The organism is Actinocorallia sp. A-T 12471 (genome assembly GCF_033875155.1).
In the GTDB taxonomy this organism is placed as follows: Bacteria; Actinomycetota; Actinomycetes; order Streptosporangiales; family Streptosporangiaceae; genus Actinocorallia.
In genome coordinates this window covers 344,893-362,097 of the sequence record NZ_JAWZTE010000003.1, presented here as the reverse complement: position 1 = coordinate 362,097, position 17,205 = coordinate 344,893, and the positions used below count along the sequence as shown (strand labels likewise).

Sequence of the window (17,205 nt, the reverse complement as noted above, 5' to 3'; positions counted from 1 at the left end):
CGAAGGAGCCACCACCATGTCATCCGCCGTCATCACGGCCGGGGCCCACCCGGCGCAGACCGATCTCGCCGAGCCGCACATGGCCGAGACCCTTGCCCTTCTCGGCCTCGCCGTCGAATACGTGCGGGCGGAGGGCGACACCCTCTACCACCGCGACGACCAGGGCGGGGAGCGGGCGGTCCTCGATCTCGTCGGGGCCTTCGGCGCGACGATCCTCGGCCACCATGACCCCGACGTCGTCGCCTACGCCAAGTCCCTGCTCGACGCGAGGCTGCCGGTGTACGCCCAGTTCTCGCTCCACCCGTACGCCGACGCCGTCGCGCGGCGGCTCAACCGCGTCCTGGAACGCGAGTTCGGCGAGGCGGAACCCTACTTCGCGGTCTTCGCCAACAGCGGCGCGGAGGCCAACGAGATCGCCCTCAAACACGCCGAACTCGACAGGGTGACGCGCCTCGCCGACCTGCGCGAGTCCCTGCGCGCGAACCGGGCGCGGGCGCGGACGGCGCTGGCGGAGGGCCGCGCGGCCCTCGCCGACGACGCCCTCGCCGCGTTCGGCGTCGCTGACGCGGACGCTCTCCTGGAGGCCGCCGAGCGGGCCGAGGCCGAGCACCTGTCCGCCCCTCCCGTCCTGCTCGCGTTGGAGGGCTCCTTCCACGGCAAACTCGTCGGAAGCGTGCAACTGACGCACAACCCGTCATTCCGGCTCCCCTTCAGCTCGCTCGCCGCGCGCTGCGAGTTCGTCCCGGCAGACCGTCCCGACGAGCTCGCCCGGATCGTGCAAGGCGCGCGCAGGACAGTCTTCGACTTCGCCCTCGACGCCCGAATCATCCGGCTCGTGGAACGCGATGTGCCGGTCTTCTGCGCGTTCGTCCTGGAACCCATCCAGGGGGAGGCGGGCATCAGGGCGCTCACCGAGGAGGCCGCCCGGACCATTCAGCGGGTCTGCGCTTCGGTCGGCTGCCCGATCGTCGTCGACGAGGTGCAGTCCGGCATGGGCAGATCGGGGTCCTTCTTCGCCAGCGCGGGGATCGGCCTGCGCGGCGACTACTACACCCTCGCCAAGAGCCTCGGCGGCGGCGTCGCCAAGGCCGCGGTGACGCTCGTGCGCGCCTCGCGCTACCGCCGTGACTTCGACCTGATCCACAGCTCCACCTACGCCAAGGACGGGTTCTCCACCCGGATCGCGGGCAAGGTCATCGACCTCCTCGAGGCGGACGGCGGCGCTGCCTACCGCGTCGCGGCCGAGCGGGGCGCGGCGCTGATGACGGAACTGCGCGCCGTCCAAGCCGAGTACCCGGACGTCGTCAAGGACGTCAGGGGCCGAGGGCTGATGGTCGGCCTCGAGTTCCACGACCAGACGGAGTCGGCGGCCCCGGAGATCCGCGAGCGCGCCGATATGTTCGGCTACTTCGCCTCCGGATACCTGATGCGCGCCCACGCGATCCGCATCTTCCCGACGGCGAGCGCCGTGCACACCCTGCGCTTCGAGCCGTCGATCCGGCTCGCCGACGCCGACATCGCCCGCACCGGCGCGGCGCTGCGCGACCTCTGTGGCGTCCTGCGCGCCCAGGACGCCGCACGTCTGCTCGGTCTGTAGGACGCGGCGGCCTGCCGCTAAGGCGAGCAGGCCGCCGTCCACGACATACCCAGCCCCCGTGACGAACCGTGCCTCATCGGACGCGAGGAACAGGACGACGGCGCTGACCTCCTCCGGCGTGCCGATCCTGCCGAGCGGCGACATCTCCTTCATCATCAGCACCGCCTCCTCGCTCCCCGGCGCGTCGTGCAGCATGCCCGTGTCGATCGGCCCGGGATGCACCGAGTTCACCCGGATGCCCATGGGCCCGAACTCCTTGGCCGCGACCCGCGTCATCCCGTGCGCGGCGAATTTCGACGCGGTGTAGCCGACCGCGCCCGCCTCGCCGACCAGCCCCGAGATCGAACCTATGTTGACGATCGAGCCGCGCCCGGCGCGCCCCATCGGACCGGCGACCGCCTTCATGCCGAGGAAGACCCCGAGCGTGTTCACCTCCCACTGGCCCCGGAACCGCTCCTCGCTCATGCTGACGATCGGCTCGTGGACGGCGGTGCCCGCGTTGTTCACCAGGATGTCCACCGCCCCGAACGCCTCCTCGGCCGTCGCGACGACCCGGGCCCAGTCGTCGGCTGACCGCACGTCGTGCCGGACGAACACCGCATCGCCCCCGATCCCCGCCGCGACCTTGGCCCCGCCCTCGTCGACATCGGTCACCACGACCCGGGCTCCCTCCCGCGCCAGAGTCCGCGCATGACATGCCCCCATGCCCCGGGCCGCCCCGGTCACGATCGCGACTTTTCCCAGCACCCTGTCCATAACGCCCCCCGTTCCCCTGCCCCCCGGCAGGCCGACCCCCACATCATCCCCCGCCCCACCGACAAAACCACGGTGTCGGTGGGGTGGGTCGTTGTGTGGTTGGGGGGTGCGGGTCAGGGGGTGGGGACGCGGACGATCAGGGCGTCGCCCTGGCCGCCGCCGCCGCACAGGGCGGCCGCGCCGGTGCCGCTGCCTCGGCGGCGGAGTTCGAGGGCCAGGTGGAGGACGATCCGGGTGCCGGACATGCCGACGGGGTGGCCAAGCGCGATCGCGCCGCCGTTGACGTTGACCTTGGCGTCGTCAAGGCCGAGGTCGCGCGCCGAGACGATGCCGACGGCGGCGAACGCCTCGTTGAACTCGACGAGGTCGAGGTCGGACGGGGCGATGCCCTCCTTCGCGCAGGCCCGTGCCGTCGCGGCGGCGGGCTGGAGCTGGAGGGTGGAGTCCGGTCCCGCGACCTGGGCGTGCGCGCCGATCTCGGCGAGCCACTCAAGGCCCAGTTCCTCGGCCTTGGCCTTGCTCATGACGATCACGGCGGCCGCGCCGTCGGAGATCTGCGAGGCCGAGCCCGCGGTGATGGTGCCGTCGGGGGAGAACGCGGGCCGCAGCCTGCCGAGCGAGTCGGCCGTCGTGTCGGCGCGCACGCCCTCGTCGGCGGTGAACATGACGGGGTCGCCCTTGCGCTGCGGGATCGCCACCGGGACGACCTCGTCGTCGAAGACGCCGCTCTTCCACGCCAGCGCCGCCCGCTGGTGGGACCTGGCGGCGAACTCGTCCTGCTCGCGGCGGGTCAGGTGGTCGGCGGCGGCGTTGCGCTCCTCGGTGAGCAGGCCCATCGCCTGGGTGGTGAACTGGTCGAACAGCGCGTCGTAGGCCATCGAGTCGACGAGTTTCACGTCGCCGAACTTGATGCCCTTGCGCGAGTCGGGCAGCAGGTGCGGGGCGTTCGTCATCGACTCCATGCCGCCCGCGACGACGACGTCGGCCTCGCCGGCGCGGATCATCTGGTCGGCGAGGGCGATCGCGTTGAGCCCGGAAAGGCACACCTTGTTGATGGTGATCGACGGGACGCCCAGCGGGACGCCGCCCTTGACCGCCGCGACGCGTGCCGGGTTCTGGCCCGCGCCGGCCTGGATGACCTGGCCCATGATGACGTAGTCGACCTGGTCGCCCGCGACGCGGGCCTTGGCGAGGGCGCCCTCGATGGCGATGCCGCCGAGCTCGGCCGCGGAGAAGCCCGCGAGGGCTCCGGACAGGCGGCCGATCGGGGTGCGCGCCCCGGCGACGATGACGGATGTGGTCACCGGTACTCCTTCCGTGGTGCGGATCAGTCGGTGCCGTCGATGACCGGCGCGCCGGTCGCGGCGCGCAGGGCGTCGAGCGTGACGCCGGGCGCGAGCCTGCGCAGCACGAGGCCGTCGGAGGTGACGTCGAGGACGGCGAGGTCGGTGATGACGCGGTCGACCACGCCCGCTCCGGTCAGGGGCAGGGTGCACTTCTCGAGGATCTTGGGCGAGCCGTCCTTGGCGACGTGCTCGGTGATCACGACGATCCGGCGGGTGCCCGCGACGAGGTCCATCGCGCCGCCCATGCCCTTGACCATTTTGCCGGGCACCATCCAGTTGGCGAGGTCGCCGTTGGAGGCGACCTGGAGCGCGCCGAGGATCGCGATGTCGATGTGGCCGCCGCGGATCATCGCGAAGCTCTCGGCCGAGTCGAAGAACGCCGCGCCGGGCACCGCCGTGACGGTCTGCTTGCCCGCGTTGATGAGGTCGGCGTCCTCCTCGCCCTCGTACGGGAACGCGCCCATGCCGATCAGGCCGTTCTCGCTCTGGAGCATGACGTTGACGCCGTCGGGGACGAAGTTGGCGACGAGGGTGGGAATGCCGATGCCCAGGTTGACGTAGTCGCCGTCGCGGAGCTCGTGGGCGGCGATCGCCGCCATCTCCTCACGTGTCCAGCCCATGTCAGACCTCCTGTCCCACCGTCGCGGGCCGAGGCCGGACGGTCCGCTGCTCGATGTCCTTGGGCGCGTCGCCCGCCTTGACGACGTGGTTCACATAGACGCCGGGCGTCATGACGTCGTCGGGGTGCAGGAAGCCGTCAAGGATCACCTCGGCCTGGGCCACGCACACCCTGCCCGCGGTGGCGGCCAGCGGGTTGAAGTTCCGCGCGGTGTACCGGTAGCGGAGGTTGCCCTCCTGGTCGGCGGTGTGCGCGTGGACGAGGGAGAGGTCGGCGACGATGCCGCGCTCGAGCACGTAGGTCTGCCCGTCGAACTCCTGGTGCGGCTTGCCTTCGGCGACCTGCGTGCCGACGCCTGTGCGGGTGTAGAAGCCCGCGATCCCGGCGCCGCCCGCGCGCAGCCGTTCGGCGAGCGTGCCCTGCGGGCAGAACTCGACCTCGAGCTCCCCGGCGAGGTACTGCTGGGCGAACAGCTTGTTCTCGCCGACGTAGGAGGAGATGACCTTGGCGACCTGGTTGTTCTCCAGCAGGAGGCCGAGGCCCTTGCCGTCGACGCCCATGTTGTTGGAGACGACGGTGAGGTCGCGTACTCCGGAGTCGCGCACCGCCTCGATGAGGTCGCGGGGAATGCCGGAAAGGCCGAAACCGCCGACGGCGATGGTCATCCCGTCCCTCAGGGACGGGTCAAGCGCGTCCCGCGCGCTCTTCCGTAGTTTGGGCATGAGCGTTCCTCAGATCAAGTCGTCTGCTCAGCGGTCGTCACCATTTATCGGACAATGGGTGCGACACCGTCAATATGGCCGGGAACTCCTCTCGCACAGCAGACGGGGTGGTACTCTCGCGTCCACTGAGTGGACACCTAGGGGGCTGGGGTGAGTGAGGGGCCGAGCGTCGTGGGGCGGTCCGCGGCGCTGCTGCGCGAGCTGTCCCGGCACACCGCCGACGGCGCGACGACCACGACCGCCGCGCGCGGGGCAGGGGTGCCGAGGGCGACCGCGCACCGGCTCCTCGAGGCGCTGGCCGTCGAAGGGCTCGTCGACCGTGACGCGCGCACCGGGCACTGGTTCCTCGGTCCCGAGATCTACGTTCTCGGCAGGGCCGCCACCGCGCGCTACGACGTCACCGAGGAGGCGCGGAGCAGTGTGCTCCGGCTGGCGCGGGAGACGGGTGAGAGCGCCTTCTTCTCGGTGCGCCGGGCCGATGAGGTCGTCGTGCTGCTGCGCGAGGACGGCGACTTCCCCATCCGCTCCTACGTCCTCTACGAAGGCGCGCGGTTCCCCCTCGGGACCGTCTCCGCGGGCATCGCCGTCCTCGCCCACCTCCCCGACGCGGAGGTCGACGCCTACCTGGCGCGCGCCGACCTCGTCGGCAGGTGGGGGCGGGAGTTCTCCGATGACGCGGTGCGCGGCCGCCTCGCCGCCACCCGCGAGGACGGCTGGTCACTCAACCCCGGCCTGATCGTCGAGGGGTCGTGGGGTATGGCGGCCGCGGTCTTCACCGCCTCGGGCACCCCCGAGTACGCCCTGACGATCACCGGCATCGAGCCGCGCTTCCGCCGGGAGCGGCAGGCGGCGCTCGGCCGTCTGCTGCTCGAGGAGACCCACCGGCTCACCCGGTCGATGCGCTGACGGGCGCGCCCGCCGGCCGGTCAGGCCGGGTAGTCGCCGGAGTTCAGGTCGGTCAGCAGCGAGGGGTGGGTGGGTTCCCAGCCGAAGGCGGCGCGGGTCCTCGCGCTGGATGAGGGCTGGTCGAGGGCGAAGACCGAGCCGAGGAAGCCGAAGTCCTCGGCGGCGACCGGCTTGACCGGCGTGTTGAGCTGGTGGCCGATGGCCTCGGCCAGGGCGCGCATGGGGTCGCCCTCGTCGGCGACGGCGTGCGCGACGGTGCCGGGGGCGGCGTCCTCGAGGACCAGGCGGAACAGGCGGGCGGCGTCGCGGCGGTGGACGGCGGGCCAGCGCTGGGACCCGTCGCCGACGTAGCCGGAGACGCCGGTGCGGCGCGCGGCGTCGATGAGGATCGAGGAGAAGCCGTAGCCCTCGCCGCGTTCGTGGACCGAGCGCGGCAGGCGCACGACGGCCGAGCGCACCCCGTCGGCGGCGAGGTCGAGGACGGTCTTGGCGTTGCGGCCGCGTCCGCCGTTGGGGCCCTCGGTCGGCGCGGGGTCGTCCTCGGTGGAGGTGCGGCCGGGGATCGCGGGGGTGCCCGACGCGGTGACGAGCGCCTTGCCCGTGCCCCTGAGGACCGCGGCGAACGTCTCGATGACGGCGGCCTCCTGGGCGGTGGCCTCGGCGAACTTGGTGAAGTCGTGGCCGAAGGCGAGGTGGATGACGGCGTCGGCGTCGGCCGCGCCGGCGCGCAGGGCGTCGGCGTCGTCGAGGTCGCCGCGCAGGACGTCGGCGCCCATCTCGGCGACGGTCTGGGCGGATGTGTCGGACCTGGCGAGGCCGACGACCTCGTGGCCCGCGGTGATCAGTTCGGGCACGACGGCGGAGCCGATGAGGCCGTTGGCGCCGGTGACGAAGACGCGCATGGGAGAACCCCCGGGTGATGGGACAATGGTCTCATCACAGTAGCACCGGTGACGGGACAAAGGTCCCATCACCGGCGTCGGCGTCCGGGGTCGGATAGGTTGAGGGGGTTTGGGAGGGGAAAATGCCACGCTGGGAGCCTGACGCGCGCGAGCGGCTCGTCGCCGCCGCACTTCACCTGTTCACCGAGCGGGGCTACGACAACACGACAGTCGCGCAGATCGTGGCACGCGCCGGGCTCACCAAGAGCACCTTCTTCCGTCACTTCCCGGACAAAAGGGAAGTGCTCGCGGCGGGCCAGGAGACGATGGCGCGGCTGCTCGCCGAGGGCGTCGCGGCGGCCCCTGACGACGCCGCGCCCCTCGACGCCGTCGCCGCGGGCCTCCAACGCGTCGCCGACGCGATGACCCCGTTCAACCGCGAGCTCGCGCCGCGCCTGCGCGCCGTCATCGCCACGAGCGCGGAGCTTCAGGAGCGCGACCAGCTCAAACAGGTCGGCCTCGCCGCGGCCCTCACCGCGGCCCTGCGCGCGCGCGGCGTCCCCGACCCCACCGCGACCCTCGCCGGGGAGCTCGGCATCCTCGCCTTCAAGGACGCCTACGCCACATGGGCCGCCCCGGACGGCGACGAGGACCTCGCCGTCCTCTGCCGCACCGCCCTGACCCGCCTCCGCACCGCCCTGACCACCCTCGCCTGACGGCGGTTTCCGGCCACGGAACCGACGTTGCTTTACTGGTGGAATCGGGTGATGTGGTGGGGTTTTGGGCGTTTTAGGGGATTGGCGGTGTGCGGGATCGTGGGTCAAGATGGCCTGTGTGAGCGCCAACGCCTATGACGGTTCGGCCGGGACCGTGCTCCAGGTCGGCACGCTCAACGGGTCGGTCGAGCTCGGCCAGCGCGCGAGGACCGTGCGGATCGTGCCGACGGTCACGTCGGTCTACCGCGACAGGGTTCCGGAGTTCGGCGCGCTCAGCGCGTGGGCGGAGGCCGCGCTCGACGGCGGCCCCCAGATCGTCAACATCGTCGGCGCGGCCGGGGTGGGGAAGACGACGCTCGCGTTGACGTGGATCAACGCGCATCGGGAGCGGTTCGGACACGCCCAGATCGCCATGGAATGCGGGGGTACACGGGGGCAGGGGCGCAGTGTCGAAGAGGTCTGCGAAAGCTTTTTTGTGCTGAAGAAGGTGACGCACGGCGCGACGACGCTCACGGCGAAGGTCGACCTGATGCGGTCGCTGATCGAGGGGGAGCGGGTCGCGCTGCTGCTCGACGACGTCCAGTCGGCCGCGCAGGTGCTGCCGTTCCTGTCGAATCTGCCGGGTCTGCTCGTTTTCCTCACCAGTCGTACGCCGGTGCCGGGACTCGCGCAGTATCGGCCTCGGCGGCTGGCCCTTGAGCCGCTGCCTTCCGACGCGGTGCGTGAGCTTTTCGCGGAGATCGTCGGGGATGAGCGGGTGTCGGCGGAGCCTCAGGCGCTTGACCGGCTTGTTGAGATCTGTGCCGGTTCGCCGCTTTTGGCGAGTCATGCGGCGGGACTGCTGCACGATGACGAGGAGATGCGGCTGGCCGACCTCGCGGAGCGGATGGCGGAGCGGGGGCGTCTCGCGGCGCTTGAGGCGGTGCATGACGACGTCGCCAGGCCGTCGGCGGTCTTTGAGGTCGTCTACCGGGAGCTGGGTCCGGCCGCCGCGCGGCTGTACCGGACGATCGGGCTGCACCCCGTCCGTGACTTCGATGACGGGCTCGTGGCGGCCCTCGCCGTCGATGATCCTGACGCTTCCGCCGGTCTTGAGCAGCTGGTGCGGCGGGGCGTCGTGCGCAGGGACCGGCGTGGGCGGTATGTCATGGACGACCTCACCCACGAGCACGCGGGGCTCGCCGCGGCCCGCGACCTTGAGCCCGGCGCGCGGCGGTCGGTGCGGGAGCGGATAGGGGACTACTACCTGCGGACGGCGATCGCGGCGGACACCGCGCGACGCTGGAAGCTCAGCCCGCTCTACGCGCAGGAAGCGCCGTTCCCGGTGCCCGAGGGGATTCGGGAGCAGGAGCCGATTTCGTCCTGGTATGCGGAGAACATGCCAGCGATCCTCGCCTGTGTGGAGCGGGCCGGACGCGTCTGGGAGGGCGCGGCCCCCGGGTACGGGTGGCAGATGGCCGAGGCGACGAATGCGTATTTCACCGCCGTCGGGCACGGCGACGAGCGCGCGACGCTCCTCGGCCTCGCCGAACGCGACGCCGACGCCTGCGCCGACCCCGACGCGCAGGCCCGCGTCCAGGCGCAGTGGGGCGAGATGCTGCTCGGCCAGGGCAGGCTCGCCGAGGCCGCCGAGCGGTTCGCGCGCTCGCTCCGCGCGGCCGAGGCCGGGACTGAGCCGCGCGGCCGCGCCGCCGCGCTGGAATGGCTGGGCATCACCGCGCGGCGTCGCGGCGACGCCGTCAGCGCGCTTGAGTACTTTGACAGGGCGCTGCCCTACCTCGACCCGAACCGGCCGCGCAGCCGCGCGCTGATGCACCTGCACCGCGCCGACGCCCAGGCCGTCATGGGCGACGTCGCGGCGGCGCTGGAGAGCTACCGGGCGTCGGCCTCGGTGTTCCGGCAGCTTGCGGAGAGCGGCGAACGCGACGAGACGAACGAGGGCAAAGTCCTCGTGGGGCAGGCCGAACTGCTCGCCCCCACCCACCCCGACCAGGCACGCGCCCTCTACGAGCAGGCGCTTACGCTCTTCAGCGCGGACGGCCGCGGCTACCAGGAGGCCAAGGTCTGGGAGGCCCTCGGCGACCTCGACACAGACCACGCCGCCTGGCACAAGGCCCTCGAGCACTACGAACGCCTCGGCGTGGGGGATGCGGCCGAACGCGTCAGGGCGAAGTTGGGCTGACGGCGTTCAGCGTGGGCGGCGTCGCCGTGCGCGTCGGGGTGAAGCCGCGCTGACGGCGTCGGCGTGGGGATGCGGCTGAGCGTGGCAGGGTGAAGCTGGGGTGATCAGGTTGGGGTTGTGCTGAAGGTTGTGGTGAGGGTCTGGGTCGGGCCTAGGTGCAGGGTCAGGGGGTTCAGGGTGGTGAGGTCTTGGGTGCCGGAGATGAGGCGTTCGGCGAGGACTGCGAGGGTGAGGTCGGCGGATTCTGGGTCGGTGACGGTGATGTCGGTGATGTGGTTTTCGCGGGTGTGGAATCTTGCGGTGGGGCCGTCCTTGACGAGGGTGAGGGTGAGGCCGGGGCGGTGTGCGAAGACGGTTGCCGACCAGGTTGGCTCGTCGGCGGGGAGGGCGTCGCGGGTCGTCCAGATGACGTCGGCCTTGGCGGCGAGGTGGTGGTCGAGTTCGCGGTCGGCGACGATGAGGACGCCGGGGCCCGCGCCTTGGATTGCGGCGGGGCGCCGTTCGACCTCGAACTCGTTTCGGGCGGTCTGGCGGACGTTGGTCCAGAGGGATGCGGGGGGTGCGGCGTCGACTTCGGGGTTCTCGACGGCGAAGGCGGGCGGTTCCGTGACGGGAGGCGGCTCGCCCATCATCGTGTAGAGGCGTTCGCGGATGAGGTGGAGGGCGCGTCCCGGCGCTGAGCTGACCAGCGCGGACGCGATCGTGTGGGTGCGGTCGCGGGCCTCCTCGGCGCGGCGCAGCTGCGGTTCCAACGCGCTGTGCGGGTCGAGGGGCGGGGCGGCGTCGAAGAGCATGCCGATGCCGGAGCGCGGGTCGATCATCGCCGCGCCGGACTGCTCGAGGAGGACCGGCCGTCCGACGGCGGCCGCGTACACGCCCACCGATCCGTGGTCCGAAAGCACCCAGTCTGCGGCGATGACGGCGGCCCGCCAGCCCTCCTCGGGCGGCAGCAGGATCAGTCCGGCGCGCAGCGCCTCGGCGAGCCAGGCGCGGATCTGGAAGGCGCTGTGCGACGCCCAGATGTTCGGATGCAGGACCAGCGCGACCCGGTACCTGTCGAAAGGCAATTCGGCGAGCAGCCTTGAAGCGAGCAGCGGATCAATGCCGAAAAGCGAATCCTCACGCCACGTCGAGGCGATGGTGATCAGTTTCTGGCCGGGCCGCAGTCCAAAAGCGTGCCGGTAATTCAGCCGACGGGAAAGGCTTGCGAGCATCCTGTCATAACAGGGATCACCGGCGACAAAAGCGAGGGGGACGGCCTCCGGGCAGCCCTCGGCTAGCCTGCCGAGCTGCTCGTCATGGGAAAGCCCGATCGCGGCGGGCACAAGCCTGCCTTCGTGCTTGAGGGTCTCCTCCGACAGCCCGAAGACCGATCCGCCGATCCGCCGATCCGCCGATCCGCCGATCCGCCGATCCGCCGATCCGCCGATCCAGCGCTTATTGTATCCATTTCCGTGGGGAATTCGCAATATCGGGCAGGTGATCTCGTGGAGGTTGTCGCCGAGGCTTGCGGTGATGGCGGCGTCGAATTCGAGTGCCGTTGCCTGTTCCCAGGTCAGTTGGTCGATCTCGTGGGTCCGTAGGAATCTGTCTATTCTTCCTGGGAAGACCGAATCGCTGGTGCAGGCGCAGAACAGGTGAAGGCGGGGGTCTTGGAGGGCGGGGATCAGGTCGGCGATGCGCGCGGCCGCCGTGGCGCTGTGGAGGACGAGCAGGACACGTCTCGGTGTGTCGACGGTGCGCCACCCCGGGAGAATCGCACTGATCCGCCGGATCGCCGGGGAAACGTCCGCATCCGTCATGATCGGCCAAGCATAGTTCCCGGATACGGAAGCGCGATCACCGTGCTCCGCGCGGGTGCTCTGTGGCGGCGCACAGAGATGCGGGCTGAGCCTTTGTGGTTCGGGGACGGGTCCCTAGGCTCGGGGGAGTCGGCGAAGGCGGAGGTGCGGGCGTGGGCGTCAATCCCCGTGGGGAAGATCTGCAGAGGCTGCTCGCGGAGGACCCGGGCGGTCCCGTGGTGATGCTCTCCAAGCCACCACCCCCGGCCTCCCCAACCCCTAGCGCCCCACCCCTGCACGCCGTGAGTTCCCGGGTGGCGGGGTGGCGTGGTGGGGGAAGGTGGTGACGGCGAGGACGACGAGAGTGAATGACAGCGCTCGCAGGGCGAGCGGGGGGTAGGTGGTCGGCCAGGGCTCGGCGAACAGGACGGTGCTGGCCGGCAGCATCGTCGCGCGGCCGCTGATGGCCATGACGACCGAGACGACGATCACCCTGCACCGTTGCAGGGCGACCTGGAGCTGGATGAGGGTGATCCCGGCCATGCCGAGAACGAGCAGCGGGTACGGCGACAGCAGTGCCGCCGTGACCGACTCCTCGCGCCACCACACCGCCGACATGCCGCGGACGCCCGCTTCGGCGACGCCGGCGCACATGCCCGCGCTGATGCCATAGGCGATGCCGGAGAGCGGCAGGGCGTGCCGTCCTCCGGCGCGGCGGTCGCCGACGTGCCAGACGAGCCACGCCGCGAGCCCGGGCGGCGCGATGACGAGGAGGAGGGGCGCGAGGGTCATGGCGTCGCCGGTGCGCAGGTCGGCGACGCTCGAGTCGGCGGACAGGCCGAGCAGGACGATCGCCAGGACCGCGAGGCCCGACGCCGTCCACTCGCGGAAGCTCAGCCGCTCGCCGAGGACGCCCGTGGCGTAGGCGGCGAGCGGCAGCAGGCTGGCCCCGAGGAGCGGCTGGACGACGTTGGACGGCAGCGCGCCGAACGCGGCGAGCTGGCAGAGGAGCCCGACGAAGAGCAGCAGCCCTCCGGCGAACCAGAGCGGGTCGCGGACCATCGCGAACGTCGCGCGCACGGGGCGCGAGCCGCGTAGCGGGGGCATTCGCCGCGCGGAGCGCCGGAACAGCACGAAGGACAGGAAGTACACGCTCGGACCGGCGAGGGCCACGAGCACCCAGGACGGGTGTGCTCCGTACACGGCCGAGGCTCCTCACTCAGCGACGGACATGCCGCTTGGGGAACGGGCGGGTGCGGCTGGATCGGCGGCGGGCATGCCCGTTGGGGGAAGGTTTGGTGTGGCGCGCTCCCGGGGTGGGTGGGAGCGCGCCGGGGCCTTCAGTAGTTGGGGTTGTTGGTGTGGGGGATTTCGATGCTGATGGGGAATTTGGCGCCGGAGAGTAGGAGGAGGACGCCTAGGCGGAGGACTTCGTCGAAGGCCCAGTAGGTCTGTTGGAGGATGCCGGGGGCCTTTTCGAGCTTGAGAAGGCCCTCGCGGACGGCGATGAAGGGCTCCCAGGCGGTTTCGAAGACGCCGTCCCAGAAGGGGGTCTTGCGGATCTTGAGCCAGTCGGCGATCTCCTCGCCGAGGACGTAGCGGGTGAGGGCGGACAGGATCGGCTTGGTGAGGACGCTGCCGTCGATGAAGGAGCCGAGGCCGAGCAGGGTGTCGGCGAGCTTGATGCCTTCGGGGGTGGGGGCGAGGATCGGGGTGAGGACCTGGGCGGCCTGGGCGTCGGCCTCGGCCCAGGACGCGGGGATGTACTCGTCGAGGATGCCGAGCATGTGCGCGGTGAGCTGCCAGGAGTGCAGGAACGCCGCGGACTCGGCGGCGTCGATCGGCACCTTCCACCCGGTCAGGTTCTGCATGACGGTGGTCGGCAGGCTGTGCCAGGTGACCATCATGTCGGCCTGGGAGATGGGGATCTGCTCGTCGGCGGCCTTGCGCCAGTAGATGGACTTCGGCAGCAGGTGCCTGACCCCGGCGTGCGCGAGCCGGGTCTTGACGCAGGTGACGATCATCTCGCCGTCCGGCGCGAAGGCGTTCCTGCTGCCGACGTCGTAGCCGAGCTTGGCGGTCTTGGTGATGCGGTCGCGCATGTCCGCGCCGCCCTTGGAGTAGTAGACGGCGCGGGCCTCCCGGGGGATGACGGTGCTCATCATGCCGCTGGCGAACCCGTAGGTGACGCCGAGGTACAGGCCGCGCTTCTCGTTGAAGTCGACGGCCTTGCGCAGCTTTTCCTGGTCGGTCCAGGCCGGGAGCCGCCGCGCGTGCTCCATGAACTCCCGCAGGTCGGCGGGCAGCCCGGCGGGCAGCGCCTGGCCGTTCTTGCGCCAGGTTCTGAGCAGCTTGTTCACCTCGCCGACCTGGCCGCGCTCCACGACGGCGGCGACGACGGGGTCGGCCTCGGCGTCCCACACGTTCCTCGGGTCGAGGCCCGCGCCCGCGCCCGCGACCGACCCGAGGGGCGACCACGACCACGCGGGCACCGCCGACGCGAGCGCGCCGACCGCGCCGAGCGCGCCGCCCGCCGCGAGCACATCACGCCTACTGCGCTCCATGTCCATTCCTCCTGCAGCTGGGGGTGGATTGATACGGTGAAACGCTTCCTGCATCTCCGTACCATCACTGCGGTCCCCATCACAGCACACAACCCGACTTGAGACAACCCCCGTTTCCCGTCTCGCCCCGGTCTGCCCGGAAAGTCAGGGGGCCCAGCGTGCCGCCCGACTATTTACAACGTTGTTCCAACGTTGTAAAAATGCGGCAGCACCCGCGCAGAGAAGGAGATCCGCACGACCGGCCGCACTCGGAGCGCGCGGTCGGCCGCCGCATCACCCCGCACAGGCGGCACACCTCCCACTCGTCTCATTTCCACCCCCCAACACGAGAACGAGAGAGCACATGCCCCACCTCGCCCGTGTCCGTCGCGCGCTCACCAGACCCCTCGGGGCGCTGGTCGCGCTCCTGCTGACGGTGACGCTCGCCGCCGTCCCCTCCGCCGCCCAGGCCGTCTACCAGCCGAAGACCCCGCCGCTCACCACCCCGTGGACCGGCCAGGTCTCCACCACCAACCCGCTGCCCGAGTACCCGCGCCCGCAGCTGACCAGGCCCGACTGGCAGAGCCTGAACGGGCAGTGGCAGTTCGCCGCCGCGCCCAACCTGAACACCCCGCCGACCGGCCAGAACCTCGCCGAGACGGTGCTCGTGCCGTACCCGATCGAGTCGGCGCTGTCGGGCATCATGCGGCACGAGGACACCATGTGGTACCGCCGCACGTTCACCGTCCCGTCCGGGTGGAGCGGCCGCCGCGTCCAGCTGAACTTCGGCGCGGTCACCCACCGCGCCCAGGTGTGGGTCAACGGGACGTCCGTCGGAAGCCACACCGGCGGCTTCGACCCGTTCTCTTTTGACATCACCTCCGCGCTCCAGTCCGGCGCGAACGAGATCATCGTCGGGGTCCACGCGCCGGTGGACGCGGCCGACATCGCCGTCGGCAAGCAGCGCCGCAACCCGTCCGGCATCTTCTACACGGCCGCGAGCGGCATCTGGCAGACGGTGTGGATCGAGCCGACCCCGGCCGCGCGCATCACCCGGCTGGACACCACGCCCGACCTGTCGGCGGGCGTCCTCGACCTCGTCGCCCAGGTCGCGGGCGGCGCCCAGGGCGTCCGGGCCGAGGTGCTGCAGAACGGGAACGTCGTCGGCACCGCGACCGGCGCGCCCGGCTCCCACCTGCGGGTTCCCGTCCCCAACGCGCGACTGTGGACGCCCGACGACCCCTACCTGTACGACCTGCGCGTCACGCTGACCGGAACCGGTGGCGGCGACGTCGTCGGCGGCTACTTCGGGATGCGGTCGATCGGCAAGGCGATGGTCGGAGGGGTCCTGCGGCCCGTCCTGAACGGCGAGTTCGTGTTCCAGCTCGGCACCCTCGACCAGGGCTACTGGCCCGACGGCGTCTACACCGCGCCCACCGACGCCGCCCTCAGGTTCGACCTGGAGGAGCAGAAGGCACTCGGGTTCAACATGGTCCGCAAGCACATCAAGGTCGAACCGGCCCGCTGGTATTACTGGGCCGACAGACTCGGCCTGATGGTCTGGCAGGACATGCCGTCGATGGCCCGCGTGCCCAACTCGTCGGCCGCGCGGACGGCGTTCGAGGGCGAGCTGCGCGCGATGGTCGACCACCTGAAGGGCATCACGTCGATCGTGCTGTGGGTGCCGTTCAACGAGGGCTGGGGCGAGTACGACCCGGCCCGCATCGCCGACCTCGTCAAGAGCTGGGACCCGAGCCGTCTGGTCACCAACAACTCGGGCTCCAACTGCTGCGGCTTCGACGGCGGCAACGGCGACGTCATAGACGACCACATCTACGTCGGGCCGGGGTTGACGAACCTGCCGACGGCGAGTCGCATCGCCGTCCTCGGCGAGTACGGCGGCCTCGGCTTGCGCGTGCCGGGCCACGAATGGTCGCCGGGCAACGGGTTCGGCTACGAGATGCTGCCCAACTCCGCGGCCCTCACCCAGCGGTACGTGGGGATCACCGCGCAGCTCCGCGACCTCATCAGCACCCGCGGCCTGTCCGCGTCGGTCTACACCGAGCCCACCGACGTGGAGAACGAGCTCAACGGCTTCTACACCTACGACCGTCAGGTGAAGAAGATGGACTTCCCGCAGGTCCGCGCAGTGAACGAGAGCGTCATAGCCGCCGCGCAAGGCACGTACCTGCCTGTGCACTCGTCGGTGTCGTTCAAGGTGACGACCGGAGGGTTCACCGACAGGTCGCTCAGCCTGTCCGGCGCGCCTGCGGTGACGTCGGTGGTGACCGGCTCCAGCGGCGAGACCGCCAAGAAGGAGGCGACGTTCTGGGTGCGTCCCGGCCTCGCGAACGGCTCGTGCGTCTCCCTTGAGTCGCGCGCGTACCCGGGCGAGTACCTGCGGCACTCCGGCTACCGGGTGCGGCGCGACCCGAACAACGGGACCGCGCTGTTCGCCGCCGACGCGACGTTCTGCGTCAGGCCGGGCCTGGCCGGAGGCGGCAGCAGCCTCGAGTCCTACAACTTCCCCGGCAGGTACCTGCGCCACATCCAGAGCGAGGTCTACATCTCCAACAACAGCGGCGCGAACGCGTGGGACAACCCCGCGAACTTCGCCGCCGACGCCACCTGGGGGCCGACCACGCCCTGGTGGAAGTCCGGCGCTGACCTGCCCGTCGGACAGGCGCGCTCCTTCCAGGTGGTCACGCCCGGGTACACCACCCGCCACCTGCGCCACCAGGCGAGCCTCGCCCGCACCGACGTCGTCACCTCGGCCAGTGACGCGACCCTGAAGGCCGACGCGACATTCGTCATCAGGCCGGGCCTGGCCGACCCGACCTGCTACTCCTTCGAGTCGCGCAACTTCCCCGGCCACTACCTGCGCCACTCCGAGTACCGGGTGCGCAAGGACCCGCGTGACGGCGGCGTCCTGTTCGACCAGGACGCCACATACTGCGCCCAGCCAGGACGGTTCGGTTCCGGCGACGTCACCCTCGTCTCCCTGAACCGCCCCGACACCGCGCTGCGGCACTACGACTCCGAGGTGTGGATCGCCGTCAACGGCGGCGGCAACCCCCGGGACACCACGACCAACTACGACGCCGACACCACATGGCGGCTCGTCCCGCCCTGGACCCCGTGACCCAACGACGCCCA

At 71.0% G+C, this 17,205-nt stretch carries 12 protein-coding genes and 1 pseudogene; 5 read left to right on the top strand and 8 right to left on the bottom strand.

All coding sequences use genetic code 11. The features are described 5' to 3' along the window. The first annotated feature begins 16 nt into the window (after window positions 1–16). Window positions 17–1,597, top strand: a complete 1,581-nt coding sequence (locus R9X44_RS10690; protein WP_319813889.1) for an aspartate aminotransferase family protein — start codon at window positions 17–19, stop codon at window positions 1,595–1,597. An 84-nt stretch (window positions 1,598–1,681) separates the two neighbouring features. Here the strand turns inward: R9X44_RS10690 and R9X44_RS10685 are convergent. From R9X44_RS10685 to R9X44_RS10670, 4 genes and pseudogenes are all read right to left on the bottom strand, one after another. Next, a pseudogene (locus tag R9X44_RS10685) lies at window positions 1,682–2,302 on the bottom strand (SDR family NAD(P)-dependent oxidoreductase); the annotation flags it as partial. Between the two features lie 164 nt (window positions 2,303–2,466). Beyond that, entirely contained in the window at window positions 2,467–3,657 is a 1,191-nt protein-coding gene (locus tag R9X44_RS10680; RefSeq protein ID WP_319813888.1) for an acetyl-CoA C-acetyltransferase, read from the bottom strand. A gap of 23 nt (window positions 3,658–3,680) precedes the next feature. Further along, window positions 3,681–4,319, bottom strand: a complete 639-nt coding sequence (locus R9X44_RS10675; RefSeq protein ID WP_319813887.1) for a CoA transferase subunit B — start codon at window positions 4,317–4,319, stop codon at window positions 3,681–3,683. A gap of 1 nt (window position 4,320) precedes the next feature. Further along, window positions 4,321–5,040, bottom strand: a complete 720-nt coding sequence (locus R9X44_RS10670) for a CoA transferase subunit A (protein ID WP_319813886.1) — start codon at window positions 5,038–5,040, stop codon at window positions 4,321–4,323. Between the two features lie 150 nt (window positions 5,041–5,190). Between R9X44_RS10670 and R9X44_RS10665 the strand changes: the two genes are divergently transcribed. After that, on the top strand, window positions 5,191–5,946 hold the full coding sequence (locus R9X44_RS10665) for an IclR family transcriptional regulator (RefSeq protein WP_319813885.1): 756 nt from the start codon (window positions 5,191–5,193) through the stop codon (window positions 5,944–5,946). Window positions 5,947–5,966: 20 nt separating this feature from the next. Here R9X44_RS10665 and R9X44_RS10660 read toward each other — a convergent pair whose 3' ends face one another. Beyond that, a complete protein-coding gene (locus R9X44_RS10660) occupies window positions 5,967–6,848 on the bottom strand; it encodes an SDR family oxidoreductase (RefSeq protein ID WP_319813884.1) in 882 nt (293 codons plus the stop codon). A gap of 122 nt (window positions 6,849–6,970) precedes the next feature. On the opposite strand from R9X44_RS10660, the gene R9X44_RS10655 reads away from it, so the two are divergent. Both R9X44_RS10655 and R9X44_RS10650 read left to right on the top strand, forming a co-directional pair. After that, a complete protein-coding gene (locus tag R9X44_RS10655) occupies window positions 6,971–7,543 on the top strand; it encodes a helix-turn-helix domain-containing protein (protein ID WP_319813883.1) in 573 nt (190 codons plus the stop codon). Window positions 7,544–7,661: 118 nt separating this feature from the next. After that, window positions 7,662–9,725, top strand: a complete 2,064-nt coding sequence (locus tag R9X44_RS10650) for an NB-ARC domain-containing protein (RefSeq protein WP_319813882.1) — start codon at window positions 7,662–7,664, stop codon at window positions 9,723–9,725. Between the two features lie 104 nt (window positions 9,726–9,829). Here the strand turns inward: R9X44_RS10650 and R9X44_RS10645 are convergent, their stop codons facing one another. From R9X44_RS10645 to R9X44_RS10635, 3 genes are all read right to left on the bottom strand, one after another. Next, entirely contained in the window at window positions 9,830–11,527 is a 1,698-nt protein-coding gene (locus R9X44_RS10645) for a hypothetical protein (RefSeq protein WP_319813881.1), read from the bottom strand. A 258-nt stretch (window positions 11,528–11,785) separates the two neighbouring features. Next, a complete protein-coding gene (locus R9X44_RS10640) occupies window positions 11,786–12,709 on the bottom strand; it encodes a DMT family transporter (protein ID WP_319813880.1) in 924 nt (307 codons plus the stop codon). A gap of 137 nt (window positions 12,710–12,846) precedes the next feature. Then, a complete protein-coding gene (locus R9X44_RS10635; protein WP_319813879.1) occupies window positions 12,847–14,070 on the bottom strand; it encodes an oxygenase MpaB family protein in 1,224 nt (407 codons plus the stop codon). A 343-nt stretch (window positions 14,071–14,413) separates the two neighbouring features. Between R9X44_RS10635 and R9X44_RS10630 the strand changes: the two genes are divergently transcribed. Next, window positions 14,414–17,191 carry an AbfB domain-containing protein gene (locus R9X44_RS10630; protein ID WP_319813878.1) on the top strand — a complete coding sequence of 926 codons (2,778 nt, stop codon included), beginning with the start codon at window positions 14,414–14,416 and terminating at the stop codon, window positions 17,189–17,191. Window positions 17,192–17,205: the final 14 nt, after the last annotated feature.

Excerpts from the sequence above, each read along its gene's own strand:
- R9X44_RS10690 (WP_319813889.1), top strand. The coding sequence starts at position 17 with ATGTCATCCGCCGTCATCACGGCCGGGGCCCACCCGGCGCAGACCGAT.
- R9X44_RS10675 (WP_319813887.1), bottom strand. The coding sequence starts at position 4,319 with ATGGGCTGGACACGTGAGGAGATGGCGGCGATCGCCGCCCACGAGCTC.
- R9X44_RS10670 (WP_319813886.1), bottom strand. The coding sequence starts at position 5,040 with ATGCCCAAACTACGGAAGAGCGCGCGGGACGCGCTTGACCCGTCCCTG.
- R9X44_RS10660 (WP_319813884.1), bottom strand. The coding sequence starts at position 6,848 with ATGCGCGTCTTCGTCACCGGCGCCAACGGCCTCATCGGCTCCGCCGTC.
- R9X44_RS10655 (WP_319813883.1), top strand. The coding sequence starts at position 6,971 with ATGCCACGCTGGGAGCCTGACGCGCGCGAGCGGCTCGTCGCCGCCGCA.
- R9X44_RS10645 (WP_319813881.1), bottom strand. The coding sequence starts at position 11,527 with ATGACGGATGCGGACGTTTCCCCGGCGATCCGGCGGATCAGTGCGATT.
- R9X44_RS10635 (WP_319813879.1), bottom strand. The coding sequence starts at position 14,070 with ATGGAGCGCAGTAGGCGTGATGTGCTCGCGGCGGGCGGCGCGCTCGGC.
- R9X44_RS10630 (WP_319813878.1), top strand. The coding sequence starts at position 14,414 with ATGCCCCACCTCGCCCGTGTCCGTCGCGCGCTCACCAGACCCCTCGGG.